General features: G+C 71.9%; 12 protein-coding genes and 2 pseudogenes. 8 read left to right on the forward strand and 6 right to left on the reverse strand.

Features of this window, described 5'->3' with window-relative positions; translation table 11 throughout:
- The first annotated feature begins 66 nt into the window (after positions 1–66).
- On the forward strand, positions 67–636 hold the full coding sequence (locus ABZY11_RS14150; protein WP_356479373.1) for a PadR family transcriptional regulator: 570 nt from the start codon (positions 67–69) through the stop codon (positions 634–636).
- Complete coding sequence (locus ABZY11_RS14155; protein ID WP_356479374.1) at positions 623–1438, forward strand: SGNH/GDSL hydrolase family protein; 816 nt, start codon at positions 623–625, stop codon at positions 1436–1438. The genes ABZY11_RS14150 and ABZY11_RS14155 overlap by 14 nt, the downstream gene beginning before the upstream one ends.
- Before the next feature lie 41 nt (positions 1439–1479).
- Here ABZY11_RS14155 and ABZY11_RS14160 read toward each other — a convergent pair whose 3' ends face one another.
- Positions 1480–2409: a LysR family transcriptional regulator gene (locus tag ABZY11_RS14160; protein ID WP_356479375.1), complete on the reverse strand. Its 930-nt coding sequence runs from the start codon at positions 2407–2409 to the stop codon at positions 1480–1482.
- Between the two features lie 194 nt (positions 2410–2603).
- Between ABZY11_RS14160 and ABZY11_RS14165 the strand changes: the two genes are divergently transcribed.
- On the forward strand, positions 2604–3464 hold the full coding sequence (locus tag ABZY11_RS14165; RefSeq protein WP_356479376.1) for an EamA family transporter: 861 nt from the start codon (positions 2604–2606) through the stop codon (positions 3462–3464).
- On the opposite strand, the gene ABZY11_RS14170 is transcribed toward ABZY11_RS14165, so the two are convergent.
- The 3 genes and pseudogenes from ABZY11_RS14170 to ABZY11_RS14180 form a co-directional block, all read right to left on the reverse strand.
- Positions 3424–3627 carry a hypothetical protein gene (locus ABZY11_RS14170; RefSeq protein ID WP_356479377.1) on the reverse strand — a complete coding sequence of 68 codons (204 nt, stop codon included), beginning with the start codon at positions 3625–3627 and terminating at the stop codon, positions 3424–3426. The genes ABZY11_RS14165 and ABZY11_RS14170 overlap by 41 nt on opposite strands.
- 128 nt (positions 3628–3755) lie before the next feature.
- Positions 3756–3942 (reverse strand): annotated as a pseudogene (locus tag ABZY11_RS14175) (FAD-dependent oxidoreductase); the annotation flags it as partial.
- Between the two features lie 177 nt (positions 3943–4119).
- The gene (locus tag ABZY11_RS14180; protein WP_356479378.1) at positions 4120–4836 is read right to left on the reverse strand and encodes a TetR/AcrR family transcriptional regulator; all 717 of its coding nucleotides are present in this window, start codon (positions 4834–4836) and stop codon (positions 4120–4122) included.
- Between the two features lie 171 nt (positions 4837–5007).
- On the opposite strand from ABZY11_RS14180, the gene ABZY11_RS14185 reads away from it, so the two are divergent.
- The 4 genes and pseudogenes from ABZY11_RS14185 to ABZY11_RS14200 all read left to right on the forward strand — a co-directional run bounded on the left by ABZY11_RS14185 (position 5008) and on the right by ABZY11_RS14200 (position 11335).
- Positions 5008–6474: an APC family permease gene (locus tag ABZY11_RS14185; RefSeq protein ID WP_356479391.1), complete on the forward strand. Its 1467-nt coding sequence runs from the start codon at positions 5008–5010 to the stop codon at positions 6472–6474.
- 79 nt (positions 6475–6553) lie between these two features.
- Positions 6554–7503 (forward strand): annotated as a pseudogene (locus tag ABZY11_RS14190) (amidohydrolase family protein); the annotation flags it as partial.
- A gap of 153 nt (positions 7504–7656) precedes the next feature.
- Positions 7657–9084, forward strand: coding sequence for an amidase (locus ABZY11_RS14195; RefSeq protein ID WP_356479379.1), 1428 nt, complete (start codon positions 7657–7659; stop codon positions 9082–9084).
- 400 nt (positions 9085–9484) lie between these two features.
- A complete protein-coding gene (locus ABZY11_RS14200) occupies positions 9485–11335 on the forward strand; it encodes a BTAD domain-containing putative transcriptional regulator (protein ID WP_356479380.1) in 1851 nt (616 codons plus the stop codon).
- 116 nt (positions 11336–11451) lie between these two features.
- Here the strand turns inward: ABZY11_RS14200 and ABZY11_RS14205 are convergent, their stop codons facing one another.
- Together ABZY11_RS14205 and ABZY11_RS14210 are read right to left on the reverse strand one after the other, a co-directional pair.
- The gene (locus ABZY11_RS14205) at positions 11452–11997 is read right to left on the reverse strand and encodes a hypothetical protein (RefSeq protein ID WP_356479381.1); all 546 of its coding nucleotides are present in this window, start codon (positions 11995–11997) and stop codon (positions 11452–11454) included.
- A 5-nt stretch (positions 11998–12002) separates the two neighbouring features.
- Positions 12003–12833, reverse strand: a complete 831-nt coding sequence (locus ABZY11_RS14210) for a 4'-phosphopantetheinyl transferase superfamily protein (protein WP_356479382.1) — start codon at positions 12831–12833, stop codon at positions 12003–12005.
- Positions 12834–13059: 226 nt separating this feature from the next.
- On the opposite strand from ABZY11_RS14210, the gene ABZY11_RS14215 reads away from it, so the two are divergent.
- The gene (locus ABZY11_RS14215) at positions 13060–14070 is read left to right on the forward strand and encodes a TauD/TfdA family dioxygenase (protein WP_356479383.1); all 1011 of its coding nucleotides are present in this window, start codon (positions 13060–13062) and stop codon (positions 14068–14070) included.
- Positions 14071–14161 lie beyond the last annotated feature (91 nt).

Raw genomic sequence — 14161 nt, forward strand, 5'->3', positions numbered from 1 at the left:
AATGTGATTAGTCATTTTCTTGAGTATGATGCAGTGGCGGACGAGTAAAGGGAAGGGGCCGCTTCGATGGCCTTGCGACATGCCGTGCTGGCGGCGCTGCTGGACGGTGAGTACAGCGGATACCAGCTGGCGAAGGCGTTCGACGTCGGCGTCGCGAACTTCTGGCACGCCCTGCCGCAGCAGTTGTACGCCGAGCTGACCAAGCTGGAGAAGGAAGGGCTGGTCGCGGGTCGGCAGGTGGTCCAGGAGACCCGGCCCAACAAACGGCTGTTCCAGGTCACCGACGCCGGCCGCGCCGAGCTGGAGAAGTTCGCCGCAGCCGTGTCGAAGCCCTCGTTCATCCGTGACGATCTGCTCGTCAAGGTCCAGGTCGCCGACCGCATCGGCACGGCGTCGGTGATCGAACAGCTCGAAGAGCGGGCGTCCGCGGCCGAGGCCAAGATCGAACTTCTCGGCAAGCTGCTGCGGCAACTGCGCGGCGATACGGACGAGGAGGAGTTCCTCCGCCGGGGCGAGCGGATCGGGCCGTACCTGACCTGCCTGCGCGGCCTGGCCTTCGAGCAGGAGCACCGGGACTGGTGCCTGCGGATCGCGGCCGTCCTCAGGGAAAGGCAGTCGACACATGCCGAACGGTGAATACCTGCGCTACGTCGCCCTGGGCGACAGCCAGACCGAAGGGCTCGGCGACGGGGACGACACCGTCGGCCTACGGGGCTTCGCCGACCGGCTCGCCGAGCAACTCGCGGCCGTCGACCCGGGGCTCCGGTACGCCAACCTCGCCGTACGGGGCCGTGTCGCCGGCCAGGTCCGCGCTGAACAGCTGGGGCCCGCCCTGGCCCTGCGGCCCGACCTGGCCACCGTTGTCACCGGGGTCAACGACCTGCTCCGGCCCCGGTTCGACGCCGCGGAGGTGGCCGGGCACATGGAGGCGATGTTCGCCGCGCTCACCGCCGCCGGGGCCCAGGTGGTGACGCTGACCTTCCCCGACGTAGCGGAGATCGTGCCCCTTGCCCGGCCGGTCAGGTCCCGCGTGTTCGACCTCAACTCCCGCATCCGCGCCGCGGCCGCCCGTCACGGGGTCACGGTCGCCGAAACCGGCCGGCAGGCCGTCGCCACCGATCCCCGGCTGTGGAGTGCGGACCGGCTCCACGCCAGTCCCCTGGGCCACGAGCGGATCGCCGCGGCCGTCGCCGAAGCCATCCACCTGCCCGGAAGCGATGACGCCTGGACTCTCCCCCTGCCGCCGCAGAGGGTCCCCACGGGCCTGCGGGCCGCAGGAGCCGAACTGCGCTGGGCGGCCGCGTTCCTCGGCCCCTGGCTCGGACGCCGTTTGCGCGGCCGGTCCTCCGGCGACGGCCGCACCGCGAAACGCCCCCGGCTGCTGCCCCTGAGTGCCATGCCCGACTCCGCGGCGGAGCCCGGTCGGGAATCCTCGTAGAGGCGTTGGCGGCCTGACGTTGTCGAAGCGATCGGGTCCGGTCATTTGCGAGCGCGCCCGGGGACCGGTGCCGCGCGCTCGGTGTGGTGGTTCTCGCGGTAGAGGTCGATGGCGAGAGCGACGGCGGCGTGGGTGGCGGGGTGGGGGTCCTGACGGCGCCAGATCAGGTGGACGGGTACGGGGTCGGCGTCGCGGAGGGGGCGGTAGGTGATGCCGTCGCGGCGGTACTGGGCGGCGGTGGCCTGGGGGGTGACGCCGACGCAGCGGCCGGTGGCGATGGCGGCGAGCCAGTCGTCGATGTCCTGGGTGTACTCGACGGCGGGCTGTTCGTCTTCGGGCCACAGGCCCAGAGTGGTGGTGCCGGTGCGCCGGTCGATGGCGAGGGTGCGGGCGGGGAGTTCGTCCAGGCGGATGCCGCGTCGGCGGGCCCAGGGGTCGTCGGAGGCCATGGCGACGTAGCGGTGCTCATGGCCGACCAGGGCATGTGACCAGGGTTTGAGGTCGAGTGGGGCGCGGATGACAGCGAGGTCGCACAGTCCTTCGGCGAGGCCGCCGGTGGGCGTGTTGTGTCGGATGAGCCGGAGTTCGGTCCCGGGCCGGCTGTGGTGCCAGCGGCGTTGGAATTCGGTGGTGTGACGGCCGAAGGCGGACCAGGCGTGGCCGATGTGCAGGCGGGTGTGGCCGGCGGACGCTTCGTTGACGAGTTCGTCGGCGCCGGAGAGCAGGAGCCGGGCGCGGGCGAGGACCTGTACCCCGGCGGGGGTGGGCGCGACGGTGCGGCTGGTGCGGTGCATCAGCCGCACCCCGAGGAGCTTCTCCAGGGCGAGCAGATTGCGGGAGACAGCGGCCTGGGAGATGCCCAGCTCAAGGGCCGCGTCGGTGAAGCTGCCGGTGTCGATGATGGCGACCATGCAGCGCAGATGCTTGAGCTCCAGCCCGGCGGAGGCGGAGTCCCCTCGGCGTGTATCCATACGCCCAGCGTATCGATAGTGCTGTGGATGCATTTTGCGCATACGGGTGCAGGCCACACCGTGGGGACATGGTGCTGAAGACCTCACATGACGCTGCCGGGTCCGCTCCCGCCGCTGGTGACGGGTCCGCTCCCGCCGTTGCTGACGGCACTGCGCCCGGTCGGGGCGGGGGCCGTCTCGGTGGAGTGGCGCTGATGGTGGGCAGCGGGCTGTCCAACCAGGCCGGGGCGTCGGTGGCGGCCCTGGCGTTCCCGGTGATGGGGCCGGCGGGGGTGGTGGCGGTGCGTCAGTGGGTGGCCGCGGTGGTGCTGTGCGCGGCCGGCAGGCCGCGGCTGCGGTCGTTCACGAGGGCGCAGTGGCGGCCGGTGCTGGGGCTGGCGTCGGTGTTCGCCACGATGAACCTGTCGCTCTACACGGCCATTGACCGTATCGGCCTCGGGCTGGCCGTCACACTGGAGTTCCTCGGCCCGCTGACGGTGGCGCTGTCCGGCTCCCGGCGCCGGACCGACGCGCTGTGCGCGTCGGCCGCCGCGGCCGCGGTCGTCGTGCTCGCCCGTCCCTCCCCTTCCACCGACTACCCGGGCATCGGCCTGGCGTTGCTGGCCGCGGTGTGCTGGGGCTGCTACATCGTGCTCAACCGCGCCGTCGGCCGGCGGCTGCCCGGTCTGGAGGGTTCGGCCGCGGCCGCGGCCGTCTCCGGCGCGCTCTACGTCCCCGTCGGCGCCCTGGTGCTCTGGCGGCATCCCCCCACCCTTGATGCTCTCGCCTGTGCTCTGACCGCCGGAGTGCTGTCCTCGGCGGTGCCGTTCCTCTCCGATCTGCTGGCGCTGCGGCGTGTCCCGGCGCACTTCTTCGGAGTGTTCATGAGCGTGAACCCGGTCTTCGCCGCCCTGGTCGGACTGATCGTGCTGGACCAAGCCCTCGATTCGGCCTCGTGGGCGGCGATCCTGGTGATCGTCGGCGCGAACGCGGTCGCTGTCGGCACTGCCGTTCCCGGGGTGCCGAGCACAGGTGTCAGGCGTCGAGCGAGCCGAAGAAGGCGCGGACGTCGGTGACGGAAGCCTCCGGCTGCTCCAGTACGAGGAAGTTGCCTCCGCGCTCCAGCTCGGTCCAGCGGCTGATGTTGTGGTCCCGCTCGGCGAAGCGCCGGATGGCGATGTCGGTCAGCGGGCGGTCGCGGCCCACGGCGTCCTCGGGGAGCCCGGATCCGGTTCGCACCGCTCGGCCCGGCCGGCCACCGAGGGCCCACCAGAAACCTCTCGTTCGGACCGGGCCGGACCAGGACCGCTACGGCTTTATCTCCCGTACGGACTCGACCGGATGACGGGGCATCATCTTCCGGAGCCGACGACACGGGAGGGGGCGCGCCCCTTGGCGATCAGAGCGGTCCACAGGCCGCTGCAGCCGCCCCCCCGACCACGAGCAGATCACAGCGGGCGCCGGCGACCAGGCCGATGCGGCCTGCGGACGAGCGGGGTCGTCCCGCCAGAACGCGGTGGGGCCGACGTCCTGGAGCGCGCGGACGGGATCCATCGAGGACTCCTCGGGTGGTGCGTGGAGCGGCGGTGCCTACCGTCCCGCCATCAGACTCCACCCCGAAAAGAGTGTCAACCGCGTTGACATAAAACTGCGCGACAAGACTGCGCGACGCTGCCGCCCGCCCGGCCCGCGTGCCGGTGGGGGTGCATGGCGAAGGCGCCCGGTCCCGGCTCAGCCGGCCTTCCCGCCCGCCCCGGGCAGCCTGGCTTCGACGGCGTCGAGCAGCAGCTCCAGCGCGAACGGGTAGCCGCTGAGCATCATCTCCGCGGCCAGCAGGCGCACGGTGGCGGCGATGTGGGGGTAGGCGCTCGCGTCCAGACGGCCGTAACGGTCCTGCCACACCTGGAGATCGGCCGCCTGGGCGGAGACCGGCAGGGCGAGCGCGGCCGCGTCCAGGGCCGCGAAGGCGAGCGCCTGGTCCACGAAGGCGTGGTAGATCCGCACCGCCTCCGGGTCGGGGAAGCCGGCCGACCGCAGCACGCCGAGGATCATCTCCACGGCCCGCATCTCGTTGTCCCGCCCGGTCGTCCGGTGTGCCGCCAACATGGCGGCCTGGGGGTGCGCCTGGTACGAGGCGTGGACGCGCAGACCCACCTCGCACAGGTCGGTGCGCCACTCGCCGGTGGGCCGCCAGCCGTACTGGGCACGGCCGATGAGCTCGTCGGCGACCGCCAGCAACAGGTCGTCGGTGTTGTGGAAGTACCGGTAGAGCGCACTGGGATCGGCGCCCAGTGCGGCCCCCAGCCGCCGGACCGTCAACGCGTCCGCACCATGCTGGCCGACGAGCCGCAGAGCCGTCTCCACAATGACCTGCTCGGAAAGCACCACTCCCTGCTTCGTCGGCCTTCTGCGCCGCCGCTGCGGCTCCGGAACCACACGCTCATTCATGGCCGGGAGCTTATGACAACACCATTGACGTGTGAAGAGGGCAACGGTTTCATGACCTGCCATCCAGGCCGTCCGGCCACCTCCCCCGAGCAAGGCGACGATCCGTTGGTGGTTCCAGTGAAAGATGCACGCACCGCGCCGAGCAGCAGCGCCCAGGACTCCCAGGCCGCGATGCGGAAGTCCATAGGCGTCGTCGACGGCATCGTCCTCGCCGCGTCGAGCACCGCGGCCACCAGCAGTATCGGTATCGGGCTCGGTCTGATGGCCGGCATCGTCGGCCTGCACCTGCCGGCGATCATGCTGCTGGCCTTCCTGCCCGTGCTCGGCATAGCCGGCGGATACGGGCGGCTCAACCGCGTCGAACCCAACGCCGGCAGCAGCTACCGGTGGGTCGGGCGCATCTTCAGCCCCTGGCTGGGCTTCCTGATCGGATGGGTCAACGTAATCGGCACCATCGTGTTCATGGCCTACACCACCACGGTGACGGGCTCCGCGATCATCCAGCTCCTCGGCCAGGCCTCCGTCCACGGCGTCGCCGGTCTCTCCCTCGATCCGGACTCCACCTTCCAGTCCACCCTCATCGGCATGGCCGTCCTGGTGGCCGCCGCACTGGTCGCCGTCCGCGGGCTCGACCTCGCGGCGCGTCTCCAGAAGTACCTGCTGATCTTCGAGTACGGCGTGCTGCTCGCCTTCTGCGGCTACGGACTGTTCGCCGGCGACCAGCCGTTCTCGATCCAGTGGTTCAACCCCTTCGACATCCCCTCGGCCGCGGCCGTCGCCCAGGGCATGGTGCTCGCGGTCTTCTGCTACTGGGGCTTCGAGTCGGTCTTCAGCGTCGGTGAAGAGGTCAGCGACCCGCGGGACGCCTCCCGCGGCGGGTTCATCGCCCTGACCGTCATGATGCTCCTCTTCCTGCTCGCCGGCACCGCCTTCCAACGGGTCCTGCCGCTGGACGAACTGGCCGACAACGGCGCGCAAGGACTCGCCTACTTCGGCATGAAGCTCGCCGAGCAGCCGCTGGCCGCACTGCCGCTCATCGCCCTCACGTTCTCCGCGGTGGCGTCGCTGCAGGCCTCGGTCATCCCCACCGCCCGCGGGATGTACGCGATGGGCCGCGACGGTGTGCTCGGCCCCGTCTGGACGCGACTGCACCCCAAGCACCGGACCCCCGCCGTCGGCACCCTGCTGATCACCGCGGTCGCCCTGGCCCTCGCCACGATGGCGCTGGTCATCCCCACGGTCAACGACCTGATCTTCGCCGCCGTCAACGCGATCGGCATCGTCGTCGCCCTGTACTACGCCATTACCGCCGCGGCCGCCGCGGTGCACTTCCGGCATCTGCTGCGCACCTCACCGCTGGAGGCCCTGCGCGCGGTCGTCGGACCGGTGCTGGGCGCGCTCGCGCTGCTCGCCACCGGCGGCTACCTCGCCTGGACCTTCTACCGTTCCACCGATCACTTCGAAGTCTCCGCCGACAACGGATGGTTCGCACTGCTCGTCCCGGCCCTGATGATCGGCTCCGGGCTGCTGGCAGCAGCATGGGCCCGCTGGCACCGCCGGTCGCCCTACTTCCTCCGTACCCACGACAACGCCGCCGCCGGCGAACCGAGCAGCGCCGTCCGACCGGCGCCCCGCTGACGCCCGGCACGGACCGCGCGGCACACGGTTCCCCCCAGCTGTCCGTTCCCGGGCCGCCGATCCACCAGGAGCACCACTCATGACCAAGGCCGATCCGGTCTTCCCCCGAGGCCCCGTGCACACCGGGGATGCCGCCCGCACCAGGGCGAGCAGCCTCGCCGTCACCGGGGAGCGGATCTCGGCCGTCGGCCATGACGAGGTACGGGAGCTGATCGGCCCGGACACCGAAGTGGTCGACCTCAGTGGCAAGTTGCTGCCTCCCGGCTTCCAGGATTCCCACATCCACGCCGTCTGCGGTGGCCTGGAGCTCGCCGAGTGCGACCTCAGCGGCACTGTGGGGGTCGACGAATACCTGCGCCTCATCGGCGAGTTCGCCCACGCGCACCCCGACAGCACCTGGATCACCGGTGATGGCTGGTCCATGGGGAGCTTCGAGGGCGGCCTTCCGACCCGGCAACTGCTCGACTCCGTGGTACCGGACGGGCCGGTGTACCTGGTCAACCGCGACCACCACGGCGCCTGGGCCAACACCCGCGCGCTCGAACTCGCGGGCGTCACCCGGGACACCCCGGACCCCGCCGACGGCCGGATCGAACGGGAGGGCGACGGCACCCCGAGCGGCGTCCTCCAGGAAGGCGCGACCGGCCCGGTGGCCCGGCTGGTGCCCGAGAAGACCCCCGCCGACCGCCTCGACGGCCTGCTGGCTCCCTGCTGCGGGCCGGCGCCACCCTCGCCGCGGGCAGCGACTGGTCCGTGAGCAGCCCCGACCCGCTCGCCGGAATCCCTGTCGCCGTCAACCGGGCGGAGCCCGGGGCGACCGACGGCCGGGTCTTCCTGCCCGAACAGCGGCTCGACCTCGCCACCGCGGTCGCGGCCCACACGGCGGGGTCGGCCCACGTCAACGGCACGGACGACGCCGGCACCCTGCGGCCGGGGCACCTCGCCGACCTCGTGGTCCTCGACCGGGACATCTTCACCGCCCCGCCCGAGGAGATCCACACGGCGCGGGTTCTGCGGACCTACGTGGGGGAACGCTGGTGCACTCCGCCTCCTGACGGCCGCCGCACCCGCCGGAACACGGCTGTCCCCGTCGACTCGCCGACGCGCCGACGCGCGCCCACCCGAGTCTCCCGAGTCATCTGTTTCATCCGATTCATCTGATTCATCGCAAAGGACCACCACATGAGCGACCTCACCGACCTCGCCTATCTGCCGGCCACCGAGGCCCTGCGACGATTCCGCGACCGCTCCCTGTCGCCGGTCGAGCTGATGACCGCGGTCATCGCGCGCGCCGAAGCCGTCGAGCCGAAGGTCAACGCCTTTGCCGAGCGGACCTTCGAGGAGGCGCTCGCCGCCGCCCGCGAGGCCGAAGCACGGTACGGGGGCAAGGGCGAGGCACCCCGTGCGCTGGAGGGCCTCGCCGTCGCGACGAAGGAGGAACAGCCCATCGCGGGCCGCCGCAGCACGGACGGCTCCCTGGCCTTCCAGGACGAGATCGCCGAGCAGACGCATCCGGTGATCGAGCGGATCCAGGCCGCGGGCGGCATCGTGCACGCACGGACCACGACCCCGGAGTTCAGTTGCGCGGGGTACACGCAGTCCCGGCTGTGGGGCGTCACCCGCAACCCGTGGAACCTGGAGTTCACTCCGGGCGGCTCCTCGGGCGGTGCGGGCGCCGCGCTCGCGGCGGGCGGGACGACGCTCGCGACCGGCTCCGACATCGGCGGCTCGATCCGCATCCCCGCTTCGTACACGGGCACGGTCGGTTTCAAGCCGCCGTACGGGCGCGTGCCGGCGATGACGCCGTTCAACCTCGACACGTACTGCCACGACGGTCCGATGGCCCGCACCGTCGGGGACTGTGCCCTGCTGGAGAACGTCATCGCGGGGCCCCACCCGTTGGACGCGGTCTCGCTGCGGCCCGGGCTCGTCCTGCCCGAGCGGTTCGAGAATGTCGAGGGCCTGCGGGTGGCGCTCTCGGTCACCCTCGGGGACTGGCCGGTCGATCCCGAGGTCGAGGCCAACACCCGTGCGGTCGCGGAGGCGCTGCGCGCGGCCGGAGCCGTCGTCGAGGAGGTGGAGGTCCCCATCAAGCGGGCGGACGTGATGCGGGCAGCGATGATCCACTTCGGTTCGGTCTTCGGCCCCTACATCGCGTCGGTCGCCGCCGAGCACGGCGACCGACTCACCACGTACGCGCTCGACTTCGCCCGGCGGGCCGGCGAGGCCGTCCGCGAGCCCGGCAGCTTCCTGCAGGGCCTTGAGATCGAGGCCGCGGTGCAGACGACGCTCGGCGCGCTGCTGGACCGCTACGACGTCCTGCTGTGCCCGACGACCGCCGTCCCGGCGCTCAAGGCGGACGACGACCACCTCTCGACCAAGGTGGTGATAAACGGGGTGGAGCTGGACTTCTATCTGGAGTCCGCGATGACCACGGTGTTCAACATCGCCAGCCGCTGCCCGGTGCTGAGCGTGCCGTCCGGTTTCGCCTCGACCGGAATACCGACGGGTGTGCAGGTCGTCGGACGCACCTACGACGACACCACGGTGTTCCGTGCCGCGGCAGCGATCGAGGCCGTCCGGCCCTGGAACGGCGTCCCGGTCCTCTGACCCGACGTCATGCCACCGGTAGGAAGGACCAGGTGACTCCGGCCGGCTTCCGGACCCGTCCACCGATGCGTTCCTCGTGGACGACATCGGCCTCGGCAGCCTGATCCTCATCCCGCTCGCCACGGCCGCCACCGCGATCCATGAGCCGGGGCACTGGTCCGCGGTCCGGCCGCCGCGCGTGCCTGATCCACCGGGTCGGGAACGGAGGCCCGTGAGGGAGGGGAAGGACTCAAGGGGTCCTTCCCCTCCCTCACGGCGTTGAGCGGCCGTCCGCCGCCCCCCGCCGAGCCGCCGCACCGGCCGGTATCGGCGCCCACCCGTCGGCGATAACCCATGGATAAGGGTCCCGCCTAACTTCGGAGTTCATGCAGGAGGCTCAGACCTGAAAGGGGTTTGCCGCATGGACTTCCGGATTCTCGGGCCGGTGGAGGCCCGGCGTGACGGGGACTGGATCGCATTGTCCGGTTCCAAGGTGCACACGGTCCTCGCCGCGATGCTGCTCGCACACGGGCGGGTGGTCTCCGACTCCCGGCTCGGCGCGCTGCTGTGGGGCTGGGACCCGCCGGTCACCGCGAGCGCGCAGATCTACACGTACATGTCGCGGCTGCGCAAGCTCCTCGGCGACGAGGTCGAGATCGTGCGGCGCCAGCCCGGTTACGTCCTGCGGGCGCCCGGGGCCCGCATCGACGTCGTCGAGTTCGAGCGGCTCGACCGGCTCGGCCGCGAGGCCCTGCGGGAGCGGCGCTACGCCGACGCGCAGGCCCTGCTGACCGAGGCGCTCGGCTGGTGGCGCGGCCCGGCCCTGTCGAACGTGACCGAGTTCCTGCTGGAGGCCGAGCTGCCGCAGCTGGAGGAGGCCCGGATGTTCGCGCTGGAGAACCGCATCGAGGCCGATCTCGCGCTGGGCATGCACGAGCAGGTGACGGCCGAACTGACCGGTCTCGTCGCCGAGCATCCGGTGCGGGAGCGGCTGCGTGCCCAGCTGATGACCGCGCTGTACCGGTGCGGCCGGCAGGCCGACGCGCTCCAGACGTACTACGAGGGACGCAAGGTGCTGGTCGACCAGCTGGGGGTGGACCCGGGTGAGGCGCTCGGGGCGACCTACCAGGCCGTGCTGGGCGGAGAGCTGGGATTGCAGGAAGCAGGGGCCGCGCGGGGGCGGTCCGATGTTCCCGCCATGCTCCCGGCCGTGGAGGGCGAGTTCGTCGGCCGGTCCGCCGAACTGTCCCTGCTGACCGCGCGGTTGACGGCCGAGGCGAATCGGCCCCGGCGGCTGCTGGTGACCGGGATGGCGGGGGTCGGCAAGACGGCGCTCGCCGTGCGGGCCGCCGAGGAGAGTTCCGGTCATTTCCCCGACGGTCAGCTCTTCGTCGAGCTGTGCCACCCGGACGGTGCGCCCAAGGACGCCAGTGAGGTGCTGGTACGGCTGCTGCGCGCACTCGGCGAGCCCGGTCTCGACGGGAACTCCCCGCGGGCCACCGACCGCGACGAACTGGTCCGCCTCTACCGTGCACGGACCTCCGGCAAGCGGCTCCTCGTCGTCCTCGACGACGCGGCCGGCGATCTCCAGGTGGCACCGCTGCTGCCCGCGAGCCCGCAGGCCGCGGTACTGATAACCAGCCGGGCCCGGCTGGCCCGGGTCGCCGGGGCGGACACCGTGGCCCTCGCACCGCTGGACGACGACGAGTCGCTGACGATGCTGGCGACGGCGGCCGGCGAGGAGCGGCTGCGGGACGACCCGGATGCCGCCGACGACCTGGTCGCGTACTGCGGAGGGCTGCCGTTGGCGCTCGCTGTGATGGGCGCCCGCCTCGCGGCACGGCCGCTGTGGTCGGCAGGCCGGTTCGCCGCCCGGCTCGCGGACCCGGCGGAGCGGCTCGCCGAGCTGTCCTTCGGCGATCTGGATGTGCGCCGGGCCCTGTTGCCGTCGATGCGGCGCGTGGCCGCCGAGGTCCCGCTCGCGCTCACCGCGCTGTCCGGCGCCGGGACGGAGCCGTTCTCGGCCAGGGACGCCTCGGTGCGCCTCGCGGTGTCGGAGGACGAGGCCGAACGGCTGCTGGAGTCGCTGGTGGACACCGCGCTGCTCGACCTTTCGGGGCTGGACCCGCAGGGGCTGCCGCTGTACCGGTGCCATGAACTGGTCCTGCTGTACGCGGCGTCGCTGGACCCGGCGGACCTGGCGGCCTCCGGCCCAGGGCCCTCCGCCCGGCGCTCGCCGGTCGCGCACGACGGCGCCACCGCGGTCGGGTGACCGCGGTGGCCGGGGGGAAGCCGTCTGCGTCGTCGCTGTCGTCGCCGTTGTCGCTGCCGCTGCCGCTGCCGCTGTCGCTGTCGCTGTCGTCCATGGAGGCCACGTCGTCCGTGGCGTCACCACGTCCCGCGGTTCCAGGTGTAGGTCGGGATCTCGGGGACCAGTGCGGGAGCGATGGTCTCGCGGACCACGGTCCACGCGTCGGCGACAACGCGTTCGCGGGGCGGGCGGCCGGCGGGGCCGAAGGCGGCCGCGGTGACCGCCCACATCGCGGCGACCGCGGCAGCGGCCCGGACCTCGGCGGAAGGCTTGGCCGGACTGGCGCGGCCCCTGCCGACGTCGATGCGGAAACCGAGCTCGGCGGCCTGGGCGGCCCGCACCTCGTGGGCGGCCCTGCCGCCGGGACGGCCGAACACGGCGGCGGACAAGGGGTGTTCGTAGGCGGTACGGACCCAGACGGAGACCCGGACACGCTCGCGCTCCTCCCAGCCACCACGTGCGGCGGGCCCCGGGTCGGCCTGCTCGACGGCGGCGGCCAACTCGGCGAAGTATCCGGTCAGTTCGGAGTCGTCGAGTGCCCCGAGGTCGTCGGCGTGCCGGCCGGGATCGGTGAGTTCATCGGCTCCGGGGGCCGGGGCGGTCTCCAGGGGATGCGTCGTCATGGCGGTCAACTTCCTTCGGTGTGGGGCACATCGGCCTCCTCGATCGGGCCGGGCGCGGAGTGGATGTGAACGGGCCCGGGGACGGAACCGCCGGGCGGGCGGGCGATGGCGGCGGCTACCCGGTCGTTGAGCCGCAGGTCCTGCACCGACCAGACGGTGGTGCGGCCGGAGTGCGTATGCAGGACGCGGACCGGTCCGTGCCGGGCCGGCCAGGTCTCCAGCCGGTTCAGCGCGGTGCCCACCAGCCCCAGCCCGGCCGCCTTCACGACGGCCTCCTTGCGCGTCCAGACGCGGTGGAAGCCCGCGTCACGCGTCGGACCGGGTGGCAGCGACACCAGATGGGCGCGCTCGTTGTCGGTCAGCACCGAGTCGTACAGCGAGGCCTGGCGCATGGGGCGCACCGCCTCGACATCGACGCCGATGGCGGGTCCGTCACCGATCGCGAAGACCCCGCACCCGGCGGTACGGGACAGGCTGATCGCCCAGGGCACCTCGGGGTGTTCGATCACCGGGGGGCCGTGCCCGAAGTCCCCGCAGCCGGGGCACTGACGCCGGCCCAGCTCGATGAACTCCGGTGCCACGAGCAGTAGTTCGGACAGGGCGCGGCGCGCCCCGGCCCTGGTGTGCACGAAGGCGGCCACGTCCCGCTCGGCCAGCAGGCTGAGCGCGCGGCGGAATTCGTCGGTGCCGAGCAGGGCGAGATCGTCGGGGACCACCCGCTGCGGCGGCTGCCACCACCAGACATGGGCCTCGCCGGCGAGCTCCGGTACCCCGGGCGCTGCCCTGGACGGCTGCTGGGTCCCGGTGCTCCTCGGTGTTCCGGGTACGAACGCCATGGACTGCCTCCATTCCCTCACGGTCCTTGTCGACCTCTCTCGGTTTCCCGTGGCCTCCGGTGCTTCCGCACGGCCGGCCGTGCGGACAGAAATGCCACGGTGCGATCGTCCGCCCGACGGCTACGGGCCGTCTATATATCCCTGTGCGTGAATTCCCCGTAGGGTCGCGATAGCACTTCCTCGGAGACTTGGACGGTAATTTCCGACCGACCCAAGGAATGTCCACATGTCCGATACCCATACGCTTTCCGTGCCGATTTCGGCAACAGCGGCCGGCACCGTCGTGGAACTGACCGAGGCCGAGCAGAACGCACTCGTCGCCGTCGCCGAGCAACTGACCGCGAAGGGGGTCGCGGCCGGCCGGATCGACGATCTCCGCTGGTTGGACGCCGCGCGCGACGCCTCCGTACAGCTTCCGCGCAGGCTCCTGGCCGCACTGCGCGCGTTCCGTCACGACGCGGGCCCCGACGGGGTCCTGCTGCTGCGCAACCTGCCGGTGGTGGCGGACGAACCGCTGCCCACGACTCCGGCCGTGAAGGGGTCGGTGGAGCGTGTTCCCACGGTCGCCGCTTCCGTCATCACCACCGCGATGCTCCATCTCGGAGAGGTCATAGCATTCCGCAACGAAAAGACCGGCGCGCTCGTTCAGAATGTCGTTCCTGTTCCGGGGAGCGAGACCTCCCAGAGCAATGCGGGCTCCGTTCTGCTGGAACTCCACATCGAGAACGCATTCCACGACAACCGCCCCGACTTCGTCGGTCTGCTGTGTGTGCGGGAGGACCCGACGGGCGACGCGAAGCTGTGCACGTCGTCCATTCGCCGGGCACTCCCCCGGCTCTCCCCGAAGACCCGGGCGGTGCTGTCCGAGCCGCGGTTCCTGACCGAGCCGCCGCCGTCCTTCGGCGTCCTGGACAGCGTGACGCCCGCCCACGCGGTACTGAACGGCGACCCGGAGGACCCCAATGTGCTGGTGGACTTCTCCGCCACGCATCCGCTGGACGACGAGGCCCGGCAGGCCATGGCGGAGCTGCGGGGCGCGTTCATGGAGACGATGTCGGCGCTGTCGCTGCGGGTGGGTGACCTCGCCGTCGTCGACAATCGCCTCGCGGTGCACGGCCGTACGTCGTTCACTCCGTCCTACGACGGTGCGGACCGTTGGCTGCACCGGGTGTACGCGCACCTGGACCACCGGCGCAGCCGGGTGGACCGGGCGGGCAACGGCGCGGTCCTCGGCTGAGCGGGGCGGCGCACGCGATACCCGTATCCGACCGGCAGGCCGAGGGGCCGGCCCCCTGCGCAGGGGGCCGGCCCCTGCGCAGGGGGCCGGC

Origin of the sequence: Streptomyces sp. NPDC006510 (assembly GCF_040611955.1) — a bacterium.
GTDB lineage: Bacteria > Actinomycetota > Actinomycetes > Streptomycetales > Streptomycetaceae > Streptomyces.